Origin of the sequence: Swingsia samuiensis (assembly GCF_006542355.1) — a bacterium.
In the GTDB taxonomy this organism is placed as follows: Bacteria; Pseudomonadota; Alphaproteobacteria; order Acetobacterales; family Acetobacteraceae; genus Gluconobacter; species Gluconobacter samuiensis.
On record NZ_CP038141.1, the window covers coordinates 569,509 to 594,958 of the forward strand.

18 protein-coding genes and 1 tRNA gene are annotated in these 25,450 nt (G+C 43.7%); 6 read left to right on the top strand and 13 right to left on the bottom strand.

What is annotated here, in order from left to right; genetic code table 11:
- Positions 1-79 precede the first annotated feature (79 nt).
- Positions 80-763 carry a Fe2+-dependent dioxygenase gene (locus E3D00_RS02720; RefSeq protein ID WP_141459724.1) on the top strand — a complete coding sequence of 228 codons (684 nt, stop codon included), beginning with the start codon at positions 80-82 and terminating at the stop codon, positions 761-763.
- 12 nt (positions 764-775) lie between these two features.
- Here E3D00_RS02720 and E3D00_RS02725 read toward each other — a convergent pair whose 3' ends face one another.
- From E3D00_RS02725 to E3D00_RS02735, 3 genes are all read right to left on the bottom strand, one after another.
- Positions 776-2,929, bottom strand: coding sequence for a TonB-dependent receptor (locus E3D00_RS02725; protein WP_246091514.1), 2,154 nt, complete (start codon positions 2,927-2,929; stop codon positions 776-778).
- 189 nt (positions 2,930-3,118) lie between these two features.
- Complete coding sequence (locus E3D00_RS02730) at positions 3,119-3,763, bottom strand: TetR/AcrR family transcriptional regulator (protein WP_246091478.1); 645 nt, start codon at positions 3,761-3,763, stop codon at positions 3,119-3,121.
- A gap of 118 nt (positions 3,764-3,881) precedes the next feature.
- Entirely contained in the window at positions 3,882-4,805 is a 924-nt protein-coding gene (locus tag E3D00_RS02735; RefSeq protein WP_141459729.1) for an MBL fold metallo-hydrolase, read from the bottom strand.
- Positions 4,806-4,891: 86 nt separating this feature from the next.
- Between E3D00_RS02735 and E3D00_RS02740 the strand changes: the two genes are divergently transcribed.
- On the top strand, positions 4,892-5,977 hold the full coding sequence (locus E3D00_RS02740; RefSeq protein ID WP_141459731.1) for a LacI family DNA-binding transcriptional regulator: 1,086 nt from the start codon (positions 4,892-4,894) through the stop codon (positions 5,975-5,977).
- Positions 5,978-5,985: 8 nt separating this feature from the next.
- Here E3D00_RS02740 and E3D00_RS02745 read toward each other — a convergent pair whose 3' ends face one another.
- The 5 genes from E3D00_RS02745 to E3D00_RS02765 are packed head-to-tail and all read right to left on the bottom strand — an operon-like array spanning position 5,986 to position 11,594.
- A complete protein-coding gene (locus tag E3D00_RS02745) occupies positions 5,986-6,645 on the bottom strand; it encodes an HAD family hydrolase (RefSeq protein WP_141459733.1) in 660 nt (219 codons plus the stop codon).
- Between the two features lie 21 nt (positions 6,646-6,666).
- Positions 6,667-8,817 (bottom strand): beta-N-acetylhexosaminidase, encoded by a 2,151-nt coding sequence (locus E3D00_RS02750; RefSeq protein WP_141459735.1) that lies wholly within the window; start codon positions 8,815-8,817, stop codon positions 6,667-6,669.
- Between the two features lie 34 nt (positions 8,818-8,851).
- Entirely contained in the window at positions 8,852-9,805 is a 954-nt protein-coding gene (locus E3D00_RS02755; RefSeq protein ID WP_141459737.1) for an ABC transporter substrate-binding protein, read from the bottom strand.
- A complete protein-coding gene (locus tag E3D00_RS02760) occupies positions 9,802-10,590 on the bottom strand; it encodes an ABC transporter ATP-binding protein (protein ID WP_141459738.1) in 789 nt (262 codons plus the stop codon). The genes E3D00_RS02755 and E3D00_RS02760 overlap by 4 nt, the downstream gene beginning before the upstream one ends.
- Complete coding sequence (locus E3D00_RS02765) at positions 10,587-11,594, bottom strand: FecCD family ABC transporter permease (RefSeq protein WP_141459740.1); 1,008 nt, start codon at positions 11,592-11,594, stop codon at positions 10,587-10,589. The genes E3D00_RS02760 and E3D00_RS02765 overlap by 4 nt, the downstream gene beginning before the upstream one ends.
- A 210-nt stretch (positions 11,595-11,804) precedes the next feature.
- Between E3D00_RS02765 and E3D00_RS02770 the strand changes: the two genes are divergently transcribed.
- From E3D00_RS02770 to E3D00_RS02780, 3 genes are read left to right on the top strand one after another with little or no spacing between them, the layout of a single operon-like run.
- The gene (locus tag E3D00_RS02770; protein WP_141459742.1) at positions 11,805-13,154 is read left to right on the top strand and encodes a cytochrome c; all 1,350 of its coding nucleotides are present in this window, start codon (positions 11,805-11,807) and stop codon (positions 13,152-13,154) included.
- Positions 13,155-13,181: 27 nt separating this feature from the next.
- The gene (locus tag E3D00_RS02775) at positions 13,182-13,658 is read left to right on the top strand and encodes a (2Fe-2S)-binding protein (protein WP_141459744.1); all 477 of its coding nucleotides are present in this window, start codon (positions 13,182-13,184) and stop codon (positions 13,656-13,658) included.
- Complete coding sequence (locus E3D00_RS02780; RefSeq protein WP_141459746.1) at positions 13,651-15,966, top strand: xanthine dehydrogenase family protein molybdopterin-binding subunit; 2,316 nt, start codon at positions 13,651-13,653, stop codon at positions 15,964-15,966. Before E3D00_RS02775 ends, E3D00_RS02780 begins: the two co-directional genes overlap by 8 nt.
- 119 nt (positions 15,967-16,085) lie before the next feature.
- On the opposite strand, the gene E3D00_RS02785 is transcribed toward E3D00_RS02780, so the two are convergent.
- The 3 genes from E3D00_RS02785 to E3D00_RS02795 form a co-directional block, all read right to left on the bottom strand.
- Positions 16,086-16,170 (bottom strand) — tRNA-Leu (locus E3D00_RS02785).
- A 127-nt stretch (positions 16,171-16,297) separates the two neighbouring features.
- A complete protein-coding gene (locus E3D00_RS02790) occupies positions 16,298-17,890 on the bottom strand; it encodes a cation:proton antiporter (RefSeq protein ID WP_141459748.1) in 1,593 nt (530 codons plus the stop codon).
- A gap of 64 nt (positions 17,891-17,954) precedes the next feature.
- On the bottom strand, positions 17,955-18,455 hold the full coding sequence (locus E3D00_RS02795) for a hypothetical protein (RefSeq protein ID WP_141459750.1): 501 nt from the start codon (positions 18,453-18,455) through the stop codon (positions 17,955-17,957).
- A gap of 136 nt (positions 18,456-18,591) precedes the next feature.
- Here E3D00_RS02795 and E3D00_RS02800 point away from each other — a divergent pair, with 136 nt between their 5' ends.
- Positions 18,592-21,300, top strand: a complete 2,709-nt coding sequence (locus tag E3D00_RS02800) for a M16 family metallopeptidase (protein ID WP_141459752.1) — start codon at positions 18,592-18,594, stop codon at positions 21,298-21,300.
- A gap of 86 nt (positions 21,301-21,386) precedes the next feature.
- Here the strand turns inward: E3D00_RS02800 and E3D00_RS02805 are convergent, their stop codons facing one another.
- Both E3D00_RS02805 and E3D00_RS02810 read right to left on the bottom strand, forming a co-directional pair.
- Entirely contained in the window at positions 21,387-22,409 is a 1,023-nt protein-coding gene (locus tag E3D00_RS02805) for a CgeB family protein (RefSeq protein ID WP_141459754.1), read from the bottom strand.
- Between the two features lie 48 nt (positions 22,410-22,457).
- A complete protein-coding gene (locus tag E3D00_RS02810) occupies positions 22,458-25,436 on the bottom strand; it encodes a glycosyltransferase (protein ID WP_141459756.1) in 2,979 nt (992 codons plus the stop codon).
- Positions 25,437-25,450: the final 14 nt, after the last annotated feature.

Consider the following 25,450-nt stretch of genomic DNA (forward strand, 5'->3'; position numbering starts at 1 on the left):
CTGCCTCTCATTTTTTTGATAATGAGAGGCATTCTTAATATTCATGCTTTTGGATGACTTCAAACATAAGGATCATACTATGCTCATCCGTATTCCAAATGTTTTGTCTCCTGAAGAAGTTCAGCACTGCCGCGCCACACTTGAGCAATCAACATGGACAGATGGTCGCATTACTGCTGGCGAGCAGTCAGCAAAAGCCAAGCTGAATTTACAAATCCCTCAAGATTCAAAAGAAGGGCGAGAATTAGGAGAACTCATTCTCCGTGCCCTCGGGCGCAACCCTATATTTAATAGTGCCGCTTTACCTTTGCGTGTCTATCCACCACTCTTTAACCGATACGATACTGGCATGCACTTTAATGCGCATGTTGATAATGCCATTCGCCCAATCCCTGGGGCAGGGTTTCGCATCCGAACAGATGTTTCTTCTACGTTATTTCTAACCTCTCCAGAGGAATATGACGGTGGAGAACTCGTCATTCAGGATACGTATGGAACACATAGTGTTAAACTGCCTGCTGGGGACATGGTTGTTTACCCATCAAGCAGTTTACATAGTGTCAATCGTGTCACACGGGGGAGCCGCTGGGCTTCGTTCTTCTGGTCTCAATCTATGGTGCGGGATGATACCAAGCGGGCTCTGCTCTATGAGTTCGATTGTTCCATTATCGAAACACGCAAATCCCTGCCAGATGATCACCCTGCTGTACTTGGGCTTACATCCACATATCATAATCTTTTAAGACAATGGGCGGAGTTATAACTCCGCACACCTTTAAAAAGATTGGCTGATCCCAGTTAAAATAGTGCGCCGCAAGCCATATTGCGGGGCACCGACACCAATCCCACTACCGCTGCGTAACATATATGTTTTATCAAACAAGTTTGTTACGTCTAAACGCAACTGTGTTTGTTTTAAAAACGAAACATGAAACAAATCCTTAAAGGATTGTACCAAGGCTAAGTTAAAAGTTGCGTATTGTGGAACAGAGGCCCCATTGGGAACCGCTCCATCCGCGCGTAAACCACTCCCGTACACCATTGTCGTAGAAAACAACAATGGATGACCGGTTTGATGAAAAAATGTATAACTTCCGCCAGCTGATGCCGTCCATCTCTGGTCATGATCCAGATGAATCCATCGATGCTGAATATATGAAAAATCATCCGCACTAAAATTCCACTGCCCGGAAACGATATTTTTTCCTATCGCACGAGACCAGGCAAAATTTCCATACACATTCCACGGCCCATGCGTATAATCCGTTGCAAATTCAAAACCATGGACTTGCCCACGTCTATAATTAAAAACAGACAAAATGACAGGCGAACCAAACTGCCCTTCATCGATCATATTTTTAGCCAGTTTGACATAAGCATCAAAAGAAGCATGCCATCCGGGTAAAATCGTTTGAGAAAAACCACTATCAAAATAATGATCCCGCTCTGCTTTTGCCATTGTATTTTCAAAAATAGCAGGAGATGCAGAAGTATTCCGATATTTAGATAAAGATACCCCTGACACAGCTTCAAAAGGAGGCGGCGTGAAATAACGTGAATATCCAGCATGAAATGCACCTCCATGCCATGGGCGATACACTATATTAATCCTTGGGCTCACCTGTTTGGCGTGTGTGTACTCATCGACCCCGTCAAAACGCAGACCATAATTAATCGTTAAATTCCGAACGGGCTTCCATTCATCTTGAGCATATAAGCCATAAACCCAGCCTGTTCGCCCCGATCCATCATGAATATTGACAGGAATGGGGGAGTAAGACGGCTGTCCATTCGTTCCATCCTCGCTCTGGGCATATACATTTGCATCTGTTTTAGAAGTATTACGCTCAACATAGGCCTGATACCCAAAACGTACGGTATGCTTGGGAGCTACCCTCCATGTTGCATCCGTTTGTGATCCTGTCGAAAATACAGCCCGGGCTGCCCGTTGCGCTATTCCATTATAAATTAAATCACCAATCGGATCTGGGGAGTAACGCAGTGAACTGTATCGCAACACGCCCGATGTCTGAAAACTCAATTTCCCTAATTCTTTTTGTAAAGACAGAATTCCAAAATCTGTAATTTCTTTCTGATGTTCATTCAAACTCGAACTATCAACATTGCCGTATAAACGCTGTGAAAACGAGCTTTCTAAAAAAGAAGGGTTAGCGAATTGTCGTTGTAACCCGGGATTATTAGGTAACTGATATTCTGCATTCGCAACACCCGTCGTTAAACTAACCCGGGTATCCGCATCTGCGGTATAACGTACGTGCCCTAAAAAATGATATTGATTAGAGAGGTCATGCAGTGCGTTGAAGTGGGGAGTCGTGTTCTCAATCCCAATGCGATTATGAACAAAATCACCAGTCCCAAACCAGTCCCACTTTCCTTTATGCCCTCCATATTGCGCAGATGGCATAAAATAATCTCTCGCCCCTCCATAGATCGATATATTTCCACCACTGTCTGAGAAGCCATTCTTTGTGTTAATATCAATCACACCAGCTTGTAGAAAACCATACTCACTGGGCAAAGCACCTGTGGTAAGGGACATCGAGTGAGCAAAACGCGTCATTAACGTTTGACCAAAAACGCTCACACCTTCGGGTAAAGCCACCCCATCCAAACGAAATTGTACTTCATTATGGTCACCCCGGATGTGTATTTGCCCATAACTATCCTGTGCAACACTTGGCGCCTGAAGTAAAACAGCCGTTAAAGGTGCGTTATCGCCTCCCGGTATTTTTTCAATATTTTTACGACTGAAATTATAAGTGGTCGCACCGGTGGAAGACTGCAAAGCACTTCGTGCACGCTCTAGGTGAGCATTAACGATAATATGATCCTCACCCACACGGCTCGTTTCGGTTACAGAGGTTGGTACTTTTTTCTCACCTCCCACTGTAGCTCCTTGAACGGGCATAGTCGCGTGACACAAACCCGTTACGCCACCAAACACAGTGAAAAACCAATACACGCGAGATGTAGGAGCCATTGCAGCCCTCAGTTAGAGAGGATTAAAAACTGCACTCTTTATATTATGTTATATCATAACATATCAAGCCTTCCGAAATGATTTTTTCTTTTTTAATATTTTAAAATAAGGACGAGGCTATATATAATTATTTAAAAATTTCTGCACAAAAATCTGTGTCGATAAAATCGTATTCTCAATATCTATTGAATTTGAATTCAGTATAGGAAAGCTTTTAAAATGAATAATTGAAAATAAGGCATCAAAAAAAATATTTCTATATTTCAAAAGATCATCTTTGAATTTTAAATCATATCGATCAATGAAAGAAAACACCTGCTCCCGTGTTGGATCTACACTTACTTCTCTTAAAATTTCTTCAAACTCCTCATTTTTAACCGATTCACCTAATAAAACCCCATATGTCTGCCCCAGTGGAGTTGCTAAAAAGCGGACTCTTTCTTCTATAAGCTGATTAATATCGCCAACTAAGCTTCCTGTATTAATCGTAGGAACTAAATATTTTTTCCATTGCCGGATCGCGTCAAACAACATGTCCTGCTTCGTTGGCCAGCGTCGATACACTGTTGCAGTCGATACTCCAGCTGTTTTTGCGACCTTACTAATCGTTAAATGCTGATATCCTTCTCGGGCCAAAACAGTCTGTATTGATTTTAAAATATTATTTTTCAACGCCTTATCCATCGGGCGTCCCGGTGATCGCGCCTCTCCATACTCAATAGAAGGAGTGTCTTTGAACTGGAGCGATAAAGGATTAGACATATGCATTTTTGATATTCCTAATTACGTATTCTTTAATCCCTGCTATTTTATAAAAAAATCTCTCCTTGTCTGTATAAATATTCATTTATCATCCAAATGTGAAAACATACACTGAAGTTTAATTGATTGGTATTTTTATATAACTTACACCATTATTTTCTTTTTCTGGAAAGTTTCCACCTCTCATATTTACTTGAACAGATGGCATTAATAGCTTTGGCATCGATAATTTATGATCTCTTTCTTGCCTCATACGCACAAAATCTTCTTCACTCATCTGATCGTTCACATGAATATTACTTGTACGCTGCTCCTTAACCGTTGTTTGCCAAACAAAATCATCTCTCCCTTGCGCCTTATAATCATGGCACAAAAATAATTTCGTCTCGAAAGGTAAAGATAATAACCGCTGGATCGAACGAAATAATTGCCGAGCATCTCCTCCGGGGAAATCAGCCCGCGCAGTTCCAAAATCCGGCATAAACAGAGTATCTCCGACGAATACCGTATCCCCAATCACAAAAGCCATATCAGCCGGTGTATGTCCCGGAACATGCAACACTGTAACGGGTAATTGCCCTATAAAAAACGTTTCTCCGTCTTGAAACAAATGATCGAATTGAGATCCATCCCGCTCAAACTCTGTTCCTGCGTTAAAGATTTTACCAAAAACCTCTTGGACACGAATAATATCTTTCCCTATCCCGAGCTTGCCTCCTACTTGTTTTTGTAGCCATGGCGCCGCCGACAAATGATCTGCATGAGCGTGTGTTTCTAATTGCCACTCTACGCTCAGATTACTTTCCTGAACAAAATCAACAATCTCTTGTGCTGAATCATAAGACGTTTTCCCAGACGCCATCTCGTAATCTAAAACACTATCAATAATGGCGGCTTTTCTTGTTTTTCGGCAATAAACCACATGGCTCGCCGTATTCGTCTTTTCATCAAAAAAAGTACGAATAACTGGAACAAGAGTTTCAACCTTATGAGCATCTCTAATCTGTTTAGATGCTAAGTTTATAACATCATCCTTTTGCATAGCTTATAACTTCCGCTAAACGACCTAAGTTACATCTCTTAATATGAACTTGTATGCTTCAAGCTTCTAGGCGTATAAAATATTTTATGAACAAACCTCGTCAGTATAATCGCCGAAAAGTTACACTTAAAGATGTAGCTGCATATATTGGCGTTTCTCATACTACTATTTCAAACGCATATATCCGACCCAATCAGCTTTCCGTAGAATTACGCAAAAAAATCCTCCTTGCAGCCCAAGAACTTGGATATACAGGGCCAGACCCGGCCGCCAAACAACTCGCAACAGGCCGCAGTGGAGTGATTGGCTTTCTCTTTAGTGAAGATTTACCTTACGCATTTTCAGACCCGGCTTTAAGAGCCGTTTTACAAGGTGTCGCTCTGAGCTGTAACACTTTAAAAACAGACCTCACACTCATCTCTGCCAGCAATAACCTACAAAATATTGACCACCCTGTCTCTTTGGGAAACGCAGCCGTTGACGGATACATCCTGTATTCTGTAGCGCCAGATAATCGCTGCATTCTTATGGCTCAACAACGCAACGTCCCCCTTGTTGTTATCGATCAACCGCGCTTAAGCAATATCCCTTACATCGGAATCGATGATCGAAAGGCAGCCTATCAAGCAGCTCAATATCTTCTTGGGTTAGGCCATCGTAAATTCGGTATCATTTCCCTTAAAACCGCACACGATAATTATAATGGGGTATTAACAAAACAAAGACGACACAATATCACCCACAGTACAATCGCCATGCGGTTGGAAGGGTATCTAGCGGCTTGCACAGAAGCTGGTCTTTCTGCTGAGGCAATTCCTATATGGGAAACGGCTATTAATTCAAAAGAACAAGGTAAAGAAGGCGCTCTTTTTCTTAATAATAGCTCTTCTCCTCCTACAGCCATTTTAGCAATGAGTGATTGTTTAGCGCTTGGCGCAATGGAGCACTTCCGATCCGCAGGTTTTTCTATCCCGCAGGATCTCTCCATTTTTGGCTTTGATGATATTCCAGAAGCTCATTCGGCTGGGCTAACCACAGTGCACCAACCTCATGAACAAAAAGGTATTGCGGCGGTTCAACTTCTTACTCAACAGACCACACGTGACAACATCTCCTTGCCCACACGTTTGGTGATCAGAAACAGTACAGGCCCGGCGCCTCATAAAAAATAATTATTCTTTTACGCAATGATTTTTAAGATATCCTTAAAATGATCAATTCTAAAGTCAGCGGAAAGCTTCTCACATTCCTCTCTCCACCCATGGCCATAACTTACCCAGCAAGAAGCTATATTAACATTCTTGGCAAATTTTAAATCTGCGGCTGTATCACCGACCATTAAAAACTCTGATTTCTTTTTATCAGGCAACAGAGAAATGACCCGATCCATTACCGCAGGATGAGGCTTGTGAGGATATGGCGGTTCGGACGCTATAATCCCACTAAAGAACGAATTTAATTTAAAACGTTCAACACTGTCTCGAACCGTTTGTGCGTGCTTGTTACTAACAATAATTAATTCTTTTCCTCGTTCTTTCAATGCCGATAACGTCGAAAGCACATCATCATAAAGATGTGTCTCAGCAAGATCGGCAACAGGATAGTAATCTCGATAATGCTGAACAAACTGTTTCGTTTGCTGCGCGGATGCATCAGGAACAACGCTCGCAAATAACGTTAATAATGTTCCGCCATGCGCCAGTTGATCCTTTAAAATCTCTGGCGCCGGAGCCTGAAACCCGCTCTTTTCAAAGGCTTCTTTCAAACTACGCAAAATCGCAGGACGCGTTTCCGCTAATGTCCCATCATAATCAAGAAGTAAGGTTGAAAATTGCGCCATCTGGAAAAGCCTTTTCACTATTTAATGATATTCCGTCACACTACGTTGATCATTTATAAGCTGTTTTAACCCAGGAAGGATAGCAATAAGCAATCCACCCTCCGGTTGCTTCCGCTTTGCTGCCAGTAACATATTTGACGAATTATGCTCGTATTCTTCTTGTTTTAAAATCAATTTTATCGCTTTAGCACGCTCACTATCGCTTAGATCATGATGCAGTTCTTTCAAAGCAGAACGTGCAAGAGTTCCAATCACATGAACTGTTGGCAAAACAGCTTCTAATGTAGAATTCCCTTTAGCGATAAGAGCATAATTATTTTCATTATCGCTCCAAACCTCCAGCTGATGTTCTATGACAGGTTCTAAGGACTTCTCTCCTGCCATATAACGCGCAACATTTTCATTAAACTGCGTGCCAACAAATGAATCTGGGTTAGCCACGCCAGAGGGGGATCCAAGCACATCATATGTGTTGTTGAGAATATTCAAAGCATAATTCTGAACAGGGATTGTAATACTTGTCAGAACATGAAGAGGCATCGGGCGCCCCTGTGAAACGATATTTTCAAGTTCCTGAGTGGACTGCTTATAATTCAGACCCATTCTTTCTAACTCGTCCAGAATAAAGGGTAATCTTTCTTCCAAATACTGAGTGTCTCTAACATTTTTTGCAGACCAAAAACGTTCTGCCAGTGTCGCCGCCCGCGGCCATAAACGTGTATCCAGATTCTTTTCAAACACAAGCTCTGACCACAAAGCACCTTCTGCCCCCATCACAAGCTTCTCCTGCTCTGGCGTTAATGGTTGGGCGGTAGGATCTTGAGAAAAAGCCTGAATAAGCGCGCTTTGTTTAGGATGAACTTCTTCTATTTCAGCAGGCGTTAATCCATTTGCTTGTGTGTCATAAGGATCAACACTGTAATATTGAGGTGAAGCATTAAGGAGATCTAAATAATACCCTGATGATACAACGACCGGATGTCCTGCTTGTGTGGCTGTTCCTGTCCACTTGGAACCACGCCATCCTTCAACCACAACATCCTTAGGGATTGGAGCCTCGCTTACCTCATCCCATCCCATCATCACCTTCCCTTGCTCTGATAAAATTTTCTGTACCTGAGCAGTAAATGCAGCTTGCAAGGCCGGCGCATCCCTATAGCCATGCTGTTGCATAAAGGCCTTAATATGCCTGTTATGCGTCCATTGGCTGGCCAAAACTTCATCCCCGCCAGAATGGAAATACCGATCTGGGAACAATGCGCCCATTTCCGCATAAAGAGATCGAATAAAACTTAATGTTTGTGGATTGGTAGGATCCATCGCGGGGTTATTTAAATTCGTATTTTTTTGCTGTTGCTGATCTGGAACTGACTGTGCCGCCAAATCAGGATATGCTTCTAAAATTGCTAAAGCATGCCCTGGAACATCAAATTCAGGCACCACCCGAATCCCCCGATCAGCAGCATACGAAACAATATCTCGAACTTGTTCTTGCGTATAATACTCACCATGGGAGGAAATACTTGTCAGCTTAGGGAAAACATGGCTTTCCACACGAAAGCCCGTACCATCACTCAAATGCCAATGAAGCACGTTGAACTTCATCAATTCCATCGCATCGAGTTGTCTTTTTACAGTATCAACTGACAAAAAATGCCGTGATACATCTATTAACAATCCACGCCATGCAAAGCGTGGAAAATCATCAATAGTCACTTCATCCAGCGTCAATTCACTTTTATCAGTAACATGCATCAACTGTAAAAATGTTGCCATTCCTCGCAAAACGCCGGCTTGACCATCTGCTTTTAAATAAGCGTCACGTCCTGTAATTTTTAAGGAATAATGCTCTTTTTCCTGAGGCGTTAAATACTGAGGATCATTGACATATGTAACGCGTAATCGATAGCGTTTCTTTGAAGAACTCTTTCCATTGAATAACTGAACAACCCGATCATTAAAGCGTTCTTCTGCCCGCTTCATTAAAGCACTTGGATGGTTCGCCCATACCACTTGCACTTCTCCAAAAGACGCGCTTTCTTCATGATGATCCTCTATCGATTGAGGCAAAGGGAGTAATATTGGGGTTGCAAGTGCTCTGCTACTAAAGAAGGAGGCACATAATAAAATTACTTTTGCCGAATATGAATATCTTTTATTTAATAGAAACATCTTAAAAAAAATCCCCCTCATTCCTTTTGAAAAATTATTGTGGTGGCAAGGCGTGCATCATGCGGAGAGCATCATTTTGGGTTAACGAAATACCATAAAATTTCTTATAAAATGCTATCACTTTTTGGGTAATGTCCTTTTCATCCACGGCTCCAGTTTGGACGATTTGACGTGCCCATTCAATCTGAAGCAATAGTTCCGGACCATATCGATCCCAAGGGAAGAGACCCGTTGGATTGCGGTAAACACGTTTGTTCTTCACCGCCAAAATCTGAGACCAAAGACCATTCTTTGCAAGAAGCGTTACATCACCAGCATTCGCACCGATAATAATAATATCAGGTTGCCAATTTAATATCTGCTCAAGAGAGACAGGCTTCTTATTCCCGACCAAATCTTGAGCAGCATTTTTTCCACCGGCAATATGTATCCATTCATCAATAATAGTTTGCTTCCCATCAACGCGTAACGGTTGAAGAGACTCAATGTGCAAGACTTTAGGTCTATTCGCACCGACATGAACCCGAGTTACTTCGTCCAATAAAGCAGAACGATACATTTGCGCACGCCGGGCGGCGAATGTCGTTTGTAGTATTGTTGCCGTATTATCAATACAATCTAATAAACCATTCATCTGATTAAAGCCAAGCTCAACAAGATTTAATCCACTGTTACGCAAGGCCTGTACTTGTCGGCTCGTCTGCGGAATAAAAACAACATCTGGTCGCAAACCAAGCAGCTCTTCTGTATTTAACTGACCAAAATAAAGTGATGTTACTTGCCGCAGGGATGGAATAAAATGAAACATCCACGGCAATACCGAAGGATTGGCCACCGTGCCAACAATGTGGTCCTGCGCTCCCAGCATAATCAAAACCGCATTATGCGCATACCATCCTTCTACAATACGTTGAGGCGGTTTAGCGTACCCTTCAGATGCAAAGCCAAAGAATAAGATCAACGCCCCTAATAACGATAGAAGCCTCATTTTTGAAAATCCTGATAATAAAACAAGCGATTTTTACCATGATCTATGTGTTGCATAGGAATATTATACAGGTGCGAAAGATTTTCGGCGGTCAAAACAGATCGCACGTCGCCGTCAGCACGTATAATCCCTTGCTCCAAGATAAGAGCCCGTGTCCCATAAGGCAGCAATTCTTCTGGGCGATGAGAAGTCATAATAATCAAACGGCCTTCATTCATAAGCTCGGCTAATAGATTCAAAAATTGATACTGCGCCCCGTAATCCAACCCTGACATCGGTTCATCCAATAAAAGGATGGGGGTGTTTTGTACCAGAGCACGGGCAAAAATAACCTTCTGTCGCTCCCCTCCCGAAAGCTCCATCATCATTTTTTGACTTACACTCTCCAACCCTAAACGGGTTATTACAGATTGAACTATATCTTCATCTTCCGTGGATATGCGGGCTAAAAGCCCTGAATGAGGCACTCGCCCCAATTCAATCATTCGGCGTGCAGAATAGGGAAAATAATGCCTTTGCATCTGTGGAACATAGGCAATATGTCTAGATATCTCAGATAAAAGACACTCTTTCATATCTTTGTTGCTTAACAAAACTTGCCCTTGTGTCGGTTTGATCATACCCCCCAACACCCTTAACAAGGTTGTTTTTCCAGCCCCATTTACACCAAAAATGCCTACTAATTCCCGAGAGGAAAAAGATAAATCCAAACCTTTTAAAAGTATTGGAGAAGATTTCCCTCTCTGAAATGTAAGATGACGACATTCCAACAGGACCGATCTCATCCTATTGTTTTCCTATGCTGATAAAGGACGGCAATAAATGCTGTAGATCCCAATAGTTCTGTAATAATTCCCAAAGGAATTTCGCCAGCTGTCAAACAACGCGAAAAAGTATCTGCCATCATCACACCACCCGCCCCCAACATTGCGCATACCGGCATCATCTGACGATGTTCTCCGCCTGTAAGCATACGTGCGACATGAGGAGCCAACAAACCAACCCATCCGATCATTCCAGCCATCGAAATCGTTAACGAACAGCCCAGCGTGGCTAAGGCGATAAAGAAAAACCGTACCTTCCCAACCGAAAGTCCTAAGCTTCTCGCCTCATCATCTTCCAATGCTAAAACATCCAGCAAAGACGCTTTTTTTATTAAAACAAAAATAACACCTAGAATTGGCAATACTAAAAGTCGAATTTCATCCCATCTTACTTGAGACAATGAGCCTAACAACCAATTAATAATTTCAGGCAACTGATCCTGAGGATCAGCTAAATATTTAATTATAGATAAAAGTGCTGTAAAAATTGCATTCGCAATCAAGCCCCCCATTAAAAGAGTTAATATTCCTCCTTCTGGAACCAAACGAGCAATCAAAAGACCACTCCCAACGGCCAAAATACCGCCGCCAAATGCACCTATCTCAACCCCTATAAGGTGCTCCCCTTTCACAATCATAATAGCTGCACCAAAGGCTGCGCCACTCAAAACACCCAGCAAATCTGGTGAGACGAGAGGATTGCGAAAAACAGCCTGATAGGTTGCTCCCCCGCACGACAAAGCCGCCCCTACCAAAAAAGCCGCAATTAAACGAGGTAGTCGAGCCTGCAAGACAATGGCATCCGCAATGGGGTCCTGTTCTTTAACAAGATGAAACAATCTCAAAAAAACAGAAATAACCCTTTCTATTGATAAGGAATATCTTCCTAAAATAAGTGATAAAATGAAAGCCAACACCATAAAGAAAAAAGAAAATATTCTTAGATTATATTGATGAATCCTCATTTATTCTATCACCTTAAAATAATCACAAATTTCTTTATCAATCGCAAGAAAATCAAATCTACGTTATATATAATAGATCATATTGCAATTCGTATTTAACCATATTTTCAATCCGAATATATTCATCTCTTATTTTATTCTATAAAAAGAGTTGCTATACAGCTTTTAATACGAACAGAGCGTCTAAAACTAGGGTCAGGACACACACGAATGCTCAAACGAATCATTACCTTTGTTTTTGGCATCAGTATCCTTAGTTTTGGGGTCTTGGCAGGTGTTATCTTTCTTGCTTATGCATGGCACCCCGCAATTGCCCCAATCTCTCGTCCTGATCCACATTCTTTCTCAGAAGATACGATTAAGCACGGCAAAATTATTGCTACAGAGGGCTTCTGTGCTGAATGTCATACGCGAAAAGACCTCAACGGAGGGCCTGTGTTCGCGGGGGACTACCGCATGGAAACACCCTTTGGCGCCATTTATAGTTCAAACCTAACCCCAGATCCTGACACTGGGATCGGAAAATGGTCTTTAGCCGCATTCCGCCGGGCTATGCATGACGGTATAGCACGGGATGGCAGCCAACTTTATCCGGCTTTCCCGTTTGATCACTTTACCAAAATGTCCGATAAGGATGTGGCTGATCTATACGCGTATTTCATGAGCATTCCAGCCGTCCATCAGAAACCTCGGAACAATACCGTTCCTTTTCCTTTAAATGTCCGTTTGATAAGCCAGGCAGGGTGGAAACTCCTTTTCTTCACACCTCAACGTTATCAATATGACCCCAAGCACGATAAAAAATGGAACCGTGGAGCCTATCTTGCTGAAAGCATCTCTCATTGTGGAGCATGCCATACCCCTCGCAACCTTTTAGGGGCTGAAAAACTAAACCATCAATATGCTGGAGGCTCCGTCGATGGATGGGACGCACCTCCTTTAAACCAACATAACCCCACCCCAACCCCATGGACTGAGAAAGAGCTCTTTGCCTACCTTCGTACGGGAGTTGCTCCACTGCATGGCTCAGCCGCAGGGCCTATGTCCGACATTCCGCATCATTATCTCTCCCAAGCGCCGAAAGAAGATGTTGAAGCGTTAGCGTATTACTTTGCAAGCTTAGACCAATCCGCTCAACGCGATGGCAATGAGGATGCAATGATTAAACGCGCTATGAATATGTCAGGCCAAGATCTGACAGGACCACAAACGCATGATCCTGATGCGCGTCTTTTCCAAAGTGCTTGTGGCGCGTGCCATTACAATTCTGGTCCACAACCTGTTCTTGGCCGTCCTGAGCTTGCCCTTAACAGTGCGCTTTGGTTGGATGACCCCACTAATCTCTTCCAAGTCATGCTCAATGGCATTAGTGCTGGAGAAGGGCAAAAAGATGTGGCCATGCCTAGCTTCTACGCAGCCCTTTCCAACCATGACATGGCACGAATAGCGTCTTATTTGCGCCGCACACGCACCACATTACCGCCTTGGAACAATCTCGAGCAAACAGCTGCACGCATTCGTGCATCACTCCCCGCCCCGCCGATCAACGCCTCTCACTAATTCAGGCCATCAAAGGGATTTCTTCACATGCCAACTCAATTTTCAATCAACAATCATCCCGTTACGATTGATGCCCCTGATGACACACCTCTCTTATGGGTTTTGAGAGACGAACTAAACCTGACCGGCACAAAGTTCGGCTGCGGGATTGGTGAATGTGGTGCCTGCACGGTGCATGTTGGCGGGCGCGCCACACGTTCATGCATTACACCGCTATCCTCTGTCGCCGGAGCTGCCATTACAACCATTGAAGGGCTCGATCCTGAGGGAAACCATGTGGTACAAATCGCATGGCGCAAACAACAAGTCCCACAGTGTGGTTACTGCCAATCAGGGCAAATCATGCAAGCTGCCAGTTTGTTAAAAGATTACCCAACACCAACGGATGAACAAATTGATGGTGTCATGGGAGGCAGTCTTTGCCGCTGCATGACTTATATTCGGATCCGCAAAGCAATTAAAGAAGCCGCCGCTCAGCAGCATGGAAGTTCAGAAAATGGCTAAAATTGAACAAATCGCACGTAAATCTGATAAAAGCCTGCAAACACGCCGCAGCTTTTTAATGACAGCGGCAGGTGCGGGACTGATGTTTGGTTTTGCCCGCAATTCCCGTGCTGCTGTTTCTTTCCCAGACGCTAATCTTCCTCCTGAAAGCGCGTTTGAACCTAATATATGGTGTTCTATCAGCCCAGATGGCTCCATTAATGTGAATATCGTCCGTGCAGAGATGGGGCAACATGTTGGAACTTCTTTAGCCCGCATTATCGCAGATGAGATGGAAGCGGACTGGAATCATATTAAGATTACAGAAGTCGACACCTCTCCCAAATGGGCCGGAAAATATGTTACGGGTGGCTCTTGGTCCGTTTGGAGCACATGGGATATTTTCCGCCAAGCTGGCGCAGCTGCCCGCACGATTATGCTTGAGGAAGGCGCAAAACTTTTAGGTGCTCCTCCTAGCCAGTGCACGGCACGAAACAGCATTATTTCTTACAAAAACAACAAAATTTCTTACGGAGAAATTGTTGCCCGCGCTAAGCCAACACGTCATTTCTCACCCGATGAAATGGCAAAACTTCCTCTCAAACCCGCAAGTGAACATCGGTTAATCAGCAAGCCTGTTGATGCGCTGGATATTCCTACGAAGACCACAGGTCAGGCCGTTTACGGTATTGATGTCAAATTAGAGGGAATGGTTTATGCGCGGCCAAAAATCCCTCCAACACGCTATGACGCAACTATCGAGTTTATCGATGATACAAAAGCAAAAGAAGTCCCAGGCTATATTCGTTATATTATATTAGATGACCCCTCTCATACTGTTTCTGGATGGGTTGTGGTTCTAGCAAAGAGCTATCCAGCAGCCATTCGTGCAGCAGATGCATTAAACGTAGAATGGATGGTCGGTTCTGCTATCACCGTTTCTGAGCATGATATTATCGAACATGGTCGTAGCCTCATCAAAGATCCCACAACCGGAACAAAGGTATTCAATGATGAGGGTGCTTTAGAAACTCTCTCTCATACAAAACATGTCATAGAACGTAGTTACACCTGTGCTTCCGTTGCTCATTATCAGCTTGAACCTGTTAATGCTGTTGCGCGCTATCACGACAATATGTGGGAAATCCACACAGGCAGCCAATGGCAGTCTCTTGTTTTGCCTTTGCTCGCGAAGGCACTGCAAACCTCAGAGCAAAATATTGTCATGCGAACCTACCTCCTTGGAGGTGGCTTTGGCCGGCGGCTCAACGGGGACTATTCCATTCCAGCGGTCCTTACGTCAAAGGCAATAGGTGGAGCCCCTGTAAAACTCATTCTTACGCGCTCCGATGATATGGCGTTTGACTCGATCCGCTCCCCTTCTCTTCAAACCATTCGGGTTGCACTGGATGAGCCACAAAAGAAAATTGTTGCTATGGATTATGCCGTAACAGCAGGTTGGCCCACCTTGATTATGGCATCAGCTTTCATGGAAAAAGGCGTTGATGGAAAACCATATGACCAATTCGCTCTTGCTGGCGCTGACCATTGGTATGATATGGGGCCCCTCCACCTGCGGGCAATCACCAACGATCTAGCAAACAAAACCTTCCGCCCCGGTTGGCTCCGTTCTGTAAGTGCTGGATGGACCCCATGGGCTTTAGAATCTTTTATTGATGAAGTGGCTCACCTGACCCATCAAGACCCTCTTGAATTTCGTCTTTCCATGTTCACTGCAACAGGACGGAATAAAGGGACAGCCCCGAACGCGGTTGGTGGCGCCAAAAGACAAGCCGCTGTATTACAAAAGCTCGCTGAAAAAATTAGCTACGGTAAAAATACTTTCCCTAAGAATACAGCGATCGGCATTGCAACAAGCTTTGGTCAGGAACGTGCTATGCCCACATGGACTGCGGGCGCAGTTCAAGTCCATGTGGACGAGAAAACAGGTGTTATTACCTGTCAAAAAATCTGGATCGTTATGGATGCGGGTACCATCGTCGATCCTGGCGGAGCTCTTGCTCAAACAGAAGGAGCTGCGTTGTGGGGGTTAAGTATGGCTCTCTTTGAAGGATCTGAAATTGTTCATGGCACCATTAAAGACCGTAACTTAAATACCTATACGCCACTACGTATTAGCGATGTTCCTGCAATGGACATTGAGTTTATTGAAAATACAGCTCCTCCCACAGGTTTGGGAGAACCTGGTGTTGCTGTTATTGCTCCCGCGATTGGGAATGCTGTGTTCAATGCGGTCGGCATTCGTCTAAGACATATGCCCATGCGCCCTGAGGATGTTCTCAAAGCATTAAAGGAAAAACGTTCCTAACAACCAATCTGAGAGCTTATTTATTTTATAATAGGCTCTCAGGCTTAGTCTTATAAGCCCATGGAAATAACACCGGCTTAAAGCCAAGTATTACAGAATATATTTTTAAGGATTTTTAGTGGTACGGGCAGAGGGACTTGAACCCCCACAACTCTCGTCACCAGAACCTAAATCTGGCGTGTCTACCAATTCCACCATGCCCGCAGAACCGTGAGCTGTGTGTAGACGCATTTCTTTTTTTAGACAAGAGCAAAAAAGCAATTATTTTATATTTTTATATAGGGTTAAAAGAATTGGTACAGATATTCTCTATACCAATTCTAATGTTTTTTTATCGATGGCTCACTTCGGCGCTCATCTCCTGTAAATCCAATTCATATTCCAGTTGCCTTACAACTGAATCATGTATGCGACCGGCTTTATGCAACTTCAGAAGTTCTTCTCTTCCTTTTGCAACAATCTTCAACAACGTCTGATAATGAGCTTCTTTTTCAGGCTGAAAAACACTGGGCTGTTCATTATACCGCTTAATTGCATTTTCTCTAAAACGATATTGCTCCAGTAAGCGAGGATGTAAAACTTTCCCTGTGGGAGAAATGGCTAATTTTTCTATTTCTTCCCTTTGAGCAGAAGCCATTTTCAAACGAGCTTGTGCGATGTTCAACAACGAATTTTTATCATCCTGTGCGTCTTTTATGCCTAAACACCGGATAAGGACCCCTAGCGTAGTTCCTTGACCAACAACGGTAATCAAAATCAGCACAAAAGCACATAAAAGAACAAACTCTCTGCCCGGCATATTACTTGGAGTGGAAAGAGCAACAGCAAGGCTGACCACTCCTCTCATGCCAGTCCAACCAATAATGGTGGCATGTTTCCACTCATCATGAGAGAATGTCCAATTCAGTTTAAATATTTTCGAAACGAGTTTCGAGACAATCACAGCAGCATACACCCACAAAAAACGTGCGACGATGGTTGCTAAAATCACACCTGCTACCGCGGTAAATAGTGCGGTTTTTGTCGCGAATAAATTCCCCCCCATACTGAAAACGCTACGCAAGCCAAGACCAATCGTCACGAAGATCAAAGCTTCCATTAGAAAAATAAGTAATGCCCAGAATGATCCAGCTTCTACACGGGTTCGGGCTCCAAAAATATCATGCTGGCGCCATCCGAACATCAGCCCCATTGTGACCGTTGCCATAACACCAGAAACCCCAATTCGGTCTCCAATAATATAAGCCATCCAAGGGCCTAAAAGTGTAAGACAAATTACAATCAATGGATCTGAAATACGCCGTAAAATTAAAATAAAAAAATACGCAAGAACCCCACCTAAAAGCAAACCGCCAATTGAAAGGACTGCAAAAGAAATGGTCGCATGAACAATCGAAAACGTTCCTGTTAAAAAGGAAGATATCGCCACACGATAAATCACCAAACTGCTGGCATCATTCAAAAGGCTTTCGCCTTCCATCAATGTTGTTAACCGCTCTGGTAACTTTACCTGCGTTAGAACGCTCTTGGCCGCCACAGCATCTGGGGGAGCCAAAATTGCTCCTAATGCAAAACATACAGACCAAGGCAATGAAGGGACCAGAAAATGAGTAACAACGCCTACAATCAATGTCGTAAAAAAAACGGCTCCCACCGCGAGCTGTAGGATACCTAATAGATTTTCTCGAAAAGATGACCAAACAGTAAAGTAGGCTCCTGACATCAAAAGGGGAGGCAAAAACATAACAAGGATAAGGTCTGGATCGATCGTTATATTGGGAACCCAAGGCAGAGCCACCATACAGATCCCACCCCCAATAAACGCAACCGATGTAGGCAAACGCAAATATTTAGCTACAAGTGCTAAAGTGAGGATGACAGAAACTACCGTTATAAAAAATTCAAATCGAGCCAGATCACTCATTTACCCCAACCCCCTATCTCTTACAGTAATATGCCTACCGGAACGAAAGTAAAACGATACCGTTTTACCATGCTCCCTCTATAACTGTATTTCTTTCTTCCGATGTTTTTCTTTTCGGAAAATTTGGTTGGCAAGCAATAAAATATAGCCCAACAACAAATGTAACCTGAGAAAACAATATAATATGGTTAATAGTCCACAGAATACCTTCGCCGGACCACCCACAAATTAATTGGTACACAGCAAACCCCAAAGAAATCAGGCGCACCCCAAACATTGAAGGGCGTAAAGGGTTCAATAACCCCGGCCGTACAACGGAAACCATTCTTTTTACAGCCAGAAAGAAACTAAAATTAATAAGCCAAACTAAAAGGTCACTAATAATTTGGCTAAAACCTACGCCGAATACAAATAAAGGAAGAATAAAAGCTAAGCCGGTTAGCAATAATGAACCAAGCAAAAAGCTCACCCCTAAATGAATACATCCCATCGGTTGAGGGAGGCGGTTTGCAATAGGCTGAAACACATAATCTATTATCCAGCCATCTATTTTTGTAAGTGTCATACCGTCGCTTGCCGTTTCATCAATTCTTCGTTTTCCCTTATGATTTTTTCTTAATCTTGCAAACACACTTTATAAGTAGACACATACTCCTCCACACGTTTTACTAGCTTTACGTTATAACTCAGGAACTCATTTTATGTATGCTTTCTCTCGTTTAGGGCGTAGCGTCTTATTCGCAGCCTCAACTTTATTAGCCTCTACAGCTCTTTACAGCCCCAGCTATGCCAATACGCCTCAACACCAAACGAGTTCGGCTCATCCAACAACGAACGTAACAAGAGCCACTCTTGAAAATGGCCTTAAGGTTATTATCATTCAAAATAAGCTAGCCCCTGTCGTTCAAACCATGTTGAACTATGAAACAGGGTCAATTAACGCGCCCAAAGGCTTCCCCGGAACGGCCCATGCTCTTGAGCATATGATGTTCAACGGATCACGAACCCTATCACGCGACCAACTTTCTACTATTGGCGCTCAACTCGGCAACCATGAAAATGCCGATACGACATCTGACGTAACGCAATATTATTTTAAAGCCCCCGCAGATGATCTCGATGTTCTGCTTCGTATTGAAGCAGGCCGTATGCGCGGGTTAAATATTACCGAAAAAGAATGGGCTCATGAAAAAGGAGCCATTGAACAAGAGGTCTCTCGAGATCTTTCAAGCCCCATCTATCGTTACATGTCTCAAATCAGAGCAGCCTTATACGCAGGCACACCTTATGAGCATGATGCTTTAGGAACACAATCTTCTTTTGATGCAACCACCGCTCCTTTGTTAAAGCAGTTCTATGATACTTGGTATGCGCCTAATAATGCTACCCTCATCATTACAGGGGACGTCAACCCAACAGACGCCCTGAATAAAGTCAAAGCGGCTTTTGGCACTATTCCTGCGACCAAACTACCTCCGCGCGCAGTCGTCACTCCAACGCCTGCAAAAGCTCAAACACTCTCTCTCGATACGGACCTGCCGATTGGCCTCGTCACCATGGCATGGAGAATGCCCGGTCAACGTGATCCTAATTATGCTGCAGCCATGCTCCTGTCAGATGCTATAGCAAGCCAGCGCGGTGCTCTTTTTGCTCTCGTCCCAGACGGAAAAGCCCTGGATGCCGGCTTCATGTATGATCCAGAAGCTCAAGCAGGACTGGCAGTTGCTTACGCAGGGTTCCCCAAAGGAGCCAATCCTGCACCGCTTCAACAAACCGTAGCTTCTTTAATGGATAATTTCCGTAAAAATGGTATTCCAGCAGAACTGATCGAAGCTGCACGACAAAAAGAAATTGCTTCTCTCGAATTTAACGCAAACAGTATTTCCGAACTGGCCGAAAACTGGTCTCAAGCCACAGCAGTTCAACATCTTCATAGCCCAGAAGATATGATTGCGGCCTTTCATAACGTGACCAAAGAGCAGGTGGATCAACTTGCTAAAACTCTTCTCGACCCACAGCATGCTATCACAGCCGTATTAACCCCTAACGATAAGGGAAAAGCTCTCGAAGCAAAAGGATATGGCGGCACAGAATCTTTCAGCGCCCCCCCCACTGGAAAAGTAACCCTTCCGGAATGGGCTCAAAAAGCACTTTCCCGTTTAAATATTCCTACTCCAGCACCACAACCTGCCACATTTACATTATCAAACGGTTTACATCTGCTTGTTCAGCCTGAACATGTCAGCCATACCATTGAGTTGCTCGGTCATATTCGCCAAGAACCAGATCTTCAGGAGCCCGTTGGCAAGGAAGGTGTTTCGAGCCTAACCGCTGAAATGTTTCTATATGGTAGCACATCCTATGATCGCTTAGCCTTAGCACGTGCATTGGATGACATTTCTGCCGACGAAAATGCAGGCCCAAGCTTCAGTTTAAACACGCTCTCCTCGCAATTCAGTAAAGGCCTTGCCCTTCTCGCTGACCATGAAATGCATCCCGCTTTTCCGGAAAAAGCCTTCCGCATTACACAAATGGAAGCAGTCCAAGCACGCGCAGGAGAACTCCAATCTCCGCACTATCACTTTAGCAGAGCAATCAACCAAGCTCTCGTGCCTGCAAATGACCCTACGTTAAGAGAAGCAACCCCTGCTACATTAAGAAAAATTACTCTTAATGATGTAAAATCTTACTATACTCAGACGTATCGCCCTGACCTCACAACTATTGTGGTGGTCGGAGACATTTCTCCAGAAGACGCTCATCAACAAATTGAAAAAGCCTTTGGACCTTGGCACTCCGAAGGACCGACACCAAACGTTGATCTTCCTCCTGTGCCTTTAAGCAAAGCTTCTCATACTGTGATTGCTGATCCAGGGCGCTCTCAAGATGATGTTAAACTGGTCGAAACTCTTGGGTTAAATGTAACAGACCCAGACCGACACGCTCTTGCCGTGGGCAACGAAATTTTAGGCAATGGCTTCTCGTCTCGCCTCATGCAAGATCTTCGCGTTCATACAGGATACGTCTACAATGCAGATAGCGATATAGATTACACCAAAACAAGGAGCTCTTTTGAAATCAGCTTTGGAACAGACCCAGACAAAGTTAATAAAGCACGCAGCCTTGCGCTTAAAGACTTAGAAGATATGCGCAATTCTTTAGTATCGGACGAAAGTTTAAATTTAGCGAAGGCTTCTCTCTTACGACAACAACCAATGATGCGTGCAAGCTTCAGTGCGTTAGCCAACTCATACCTTACGCTAGTTGATGTAGGGCTACCATTAGATGCGCCGGCAAAAGCAGCCCACGCTATTTATGATATGACACCTCAACAGATCCAATCTGCTTTCCAAAAATGGATCCGCCCGGCTGATATGGCGGAAATTATTTTAGGACCACAACCTAAATAAATTTCTAATGTAGCGGGTATATTTACTCGCCACCCACAAAAAAAGGCCGGGGATTAAACCCGGCCTTTTTTCTTCTGATTTCTACGTCAATCTGATTTTAAAACACCTTCGGACTGCAGAACAGCCAATGCGTGTTTAATACGGTGGCTATACAAATGCTCCGCCTGCGTACGAGCTTGAGCTTTTTTACTCATCTCAAAACGCAATTTATCATTACCAAGATACGTCTCTACAATTCTCTCAAAATCAACACGATTAGAGAAAACAGGGATTTCGTCCTTAGAATAATAACGTCTCAATTCATAGGTATCTTCATGGAAAACCTGAAAGGCTCCTGCTAAAGCCGCTTCAAACGTCCGAGGGCCTGGGGTAGACGGCGCAATTACGAAACGCTTATTCTCAAAATGCAAGGAACGTCCCAAATTTAAAACCAGCTTTGACCGACGATAAAGCTCTACAAGTTGAGATTTTTCTATCCGGGCATCAGAAAAACCAATCCCCAATTCAGCCCAACCTGGTCCAATAATCTTAATATTCAAATCCCGTAACACAGGAAGAAGATTACGAACAATATCCTTACGGCTTGTAAACGCTACACCACAGAAAAGAACGTCGATTGTTTTTTCAACATTCTCTTCAATCGGCATATAATGCAATTTCGGACTTGCTGCCAACGGAAGATGAAAAACCCGATCACGTTGGTAAAAATTATGCCCCCAACGATCACATGAGAAAACCACATCAAAGTCATCTGTGACGCGATAGTTTGCATCTTGCTCATAGGGATCTTCTGTCGCCCAGAATACGGTAACAGCCCCTATTTTCTTAGCTTCTCTACAGACTTCGCCAAAGTATGTGCTCTCTGGCAAATATGATCCAATAGCGAAAACAATGGTCGGCTTCATAATCTGAATAGATGAAGCAGCCGCTGAAATGTGTACAGCGACAACATTTTCTTCGCCAAAGCATTCAGCCCAACCATCCATAATGGACTCACGGATCTGAGCATTGGCTTGGCTTTCATAACGCCCACCACTGCAAACAAGAACACGCCCAGAGAGTTTCTGCCCTGTCTTCTTCACCGGATGGTCTTTCACTTCGTTCGACATAGCCTCTCCTGGTTTTTCCATTGTTTTTAACCTATCCCATCCGCCACATTAAACAATACAATTTTGCAGAATATTAGACAAATCTTGCCTAAAGCGCTCTGGAGAGCAATCCCTTTTAATTGCTTCCAATGCTTCATTCCTTAACAACTGCCAAACCTCTCCATTTTGATAGACACGCGCAACAGCTGATGCAAATCCTTCTGGATCAGCTGCTGAGACGGCTAAAAGTTCCCTTCCATCTTCCCAGTTCACCTGTTTTTGCAGCAAAGTTGTCACAACCATAGGTAACCCATAAGCAGCTGCTTCCTGCACTTTAAAAGGCAATCCGCCAGCAAAACGAGTTGGCGCTACAAAAACACGATGCTGATTAAAAAGTTGTGATAAATCTTTTACCGCCCCTACAGCATCAACTCTTGGGTGCCGAGCAAAAACACTTATATCAACAGAAGGGTGTACAAACCCCGCAATAGTGAACCGAACATCTGGTGGAAGTAAGTTATCCAAATAAGGCAAAACCTCATCCACAAACCACTTCAAACTATCATAATTAGGTGCATCCACATCATGAAGGGCGCCTAAGAAAAGAATATTCTTGCGTTCTTCAAAAGGCGCAGCCGTAGGATGAACACGCATTTCATGCCCTAGAACCGAAACATTCTCATAGCCCGCATGCCTAACTAAAGAAGCATCACTTTCCGTAACAGTCACAATTTGTTGGCTATAATAAGCGCTTTCCAACTCCTCTCGAAGCATCTCATCAAACGTACGGTCAGGCTTCTCCAAATCAAGGACTTTAATTTTCTCCAAGGTCCGAGGCGTTGCGATAACCTCTGTATCCAAAATACTTCCATTCGCTGGCAGATAACGACTAACTGCATTTAAAATGGGGAGTAGGCGAGCCATATTATGCGTTCTACCAACCCAAATTACATCGTAATAGCCTGCTCGCTCCTGAATGAACTCAGAAAATGTTGATAAATCATGCCCTTCAAGTAGCTCTACCGTATCAGGAAAGTCACTTAACAAATCAAACATACTTTGCTCACGTGGAAGCATCGGAAACACAGAAACCTGATATCCCAACCGAACCATTTCACGAACAATATCATTCGACCGCACATACCCTGAGCCCAGACGGCGCAAAGGAATCCGGTCTTCAATAAACAAAATATGTTTCTTATCAGAGCGTCTTTCTCGTGCTCTCACAGCATTAGAAATATGCTGAGGTTGTTGATGACGTAAAAATTCCTGATGAATACGAGAAAATTTACGCCAATTCATCTGTATTAACGTATGAGAACCACCACTCCCCGAGCTACCAAACTCTAAATGCTCCACCACAACAGATGGATCATAAACAATCCGCATGCCCGCCTTCTCAATACGGACGCACAAATCTGTATCTTCAAAATAAGCGGGGCGATAACGTTCATCATACCCACCCAACTCTCGCAACAATGGCGCTCTGACCATTAAAAAAGCGGCAGAACAATAATCCACATCTCGACGAAAGCTTACTTCAGGAATCGTTGAATCATCTTCGCGCCGATATCCATATGTCATCCCATTCCGCCAGATTACTGAACCGGCTTCCTGAAGCTTCATATTGGTTCGGATCAGTTTTCCTCCGACCGCCCCAATATCCGCTTCAGAGCGTAACCGCCGCAAAGCATGCAAAATGGCATCAGGATACAAACGTACGTCATTATTCAAATAAAGGACAAATGGCGCACGTACATCTTTTAGGGCGTGGTTACACCCTTCAAGATATCCAATATTATACGGATATCTTACAATATGTGCTCCTTTAACCAACTCTGGTAAGCGAGTTGTTTGATCATGAGAGCCAGAATCAATAATGATTAATTGCATAGCCCCAGCATAATTTGCCCGCAAAGAGGCAAGAGCCTGCATCGTTAAAGCAATATGGTTATGCACGATAACAATAACACTCAGTTCTGGCACACCAGAAACAGAGAAATCCAACGGCTTATGGGCGATAACAGGTAATAAGGCTTCAGCCTCAGCTTCAAACAGTCGTCGTGATTGGTACTCATCAATCCTTGGAGCACTCATCCAATCATTCTTCTTTTCAGGATGAGAGTGAGACGCAACCCAGTGTGAAAAACCGCTTGTATATATCTTATTTCTAACATCCCGCTGAACAGCAGGGAGCTCTAAATATTCTTTAAGTGGTACATCTGCATGCGGCGAACGCCCTTCATATGCGCCAAAATGCACAAAATGCTCGTAACCATTTCGAAAGGCCCCCATGTCTAAACTACCAGCGATATCTGGATGGGCGGTGGCATAATGCTCTTCCGAAAAGAACGCCTGGGGGTCGAACTGACGTGGAGTTTTATTCGTCAGATAATGATGAAGAGCAGAGCTATAATTCCCTTCCTCTATCTCCTTCCGAACCTCTGGGTAACGCTCCAAATACCAGACAGGATCAAAGTACCAAGAAACGCGCCCAGCATCAGCAATATGCTGAGGCAAAACCAGCCACGCTGAAAATAAACCGTTGTGACCATTAAAGTATTCTGGAAAGCGTAATGACAGCTCAGCGCAAACACGTTCATCAAAGAAACGATGTCCTACAAACCCTTCACTTTCACCTTTGCTTAAATAATGATCATACCCATTCAGGAAGCCCTCTTTTGCTAAACTATGGGAGTTGAGCTCAGGATAACGACGTAAATACTCATTTTCATCGAACAACCAATGCGCTGAATGATTTTTATACCCTTCTTCGCAATAGTGCTCAAACCCTGACCTCCACTTTTCTTGGATCAGATCCCGCCGGACATCATCATAAAAATCCCGATACCAGAGTTCATCAAAATAGCGGTTCGGTGAGTGCCCATAACGCTGACCAACGTTCAAATAGAATGCGTGAAGATCATCATACCCTTCTTCACGCATCCACTCCCCAATTTCTGGGTAACGAGCTAAATACCAGTCTGCATCAAACCGTTTCCAGTGAGGCAGGCGGTCCTTAGCCACCTCAGAAATTGGATGTGACATAAAGGTTACCCCTT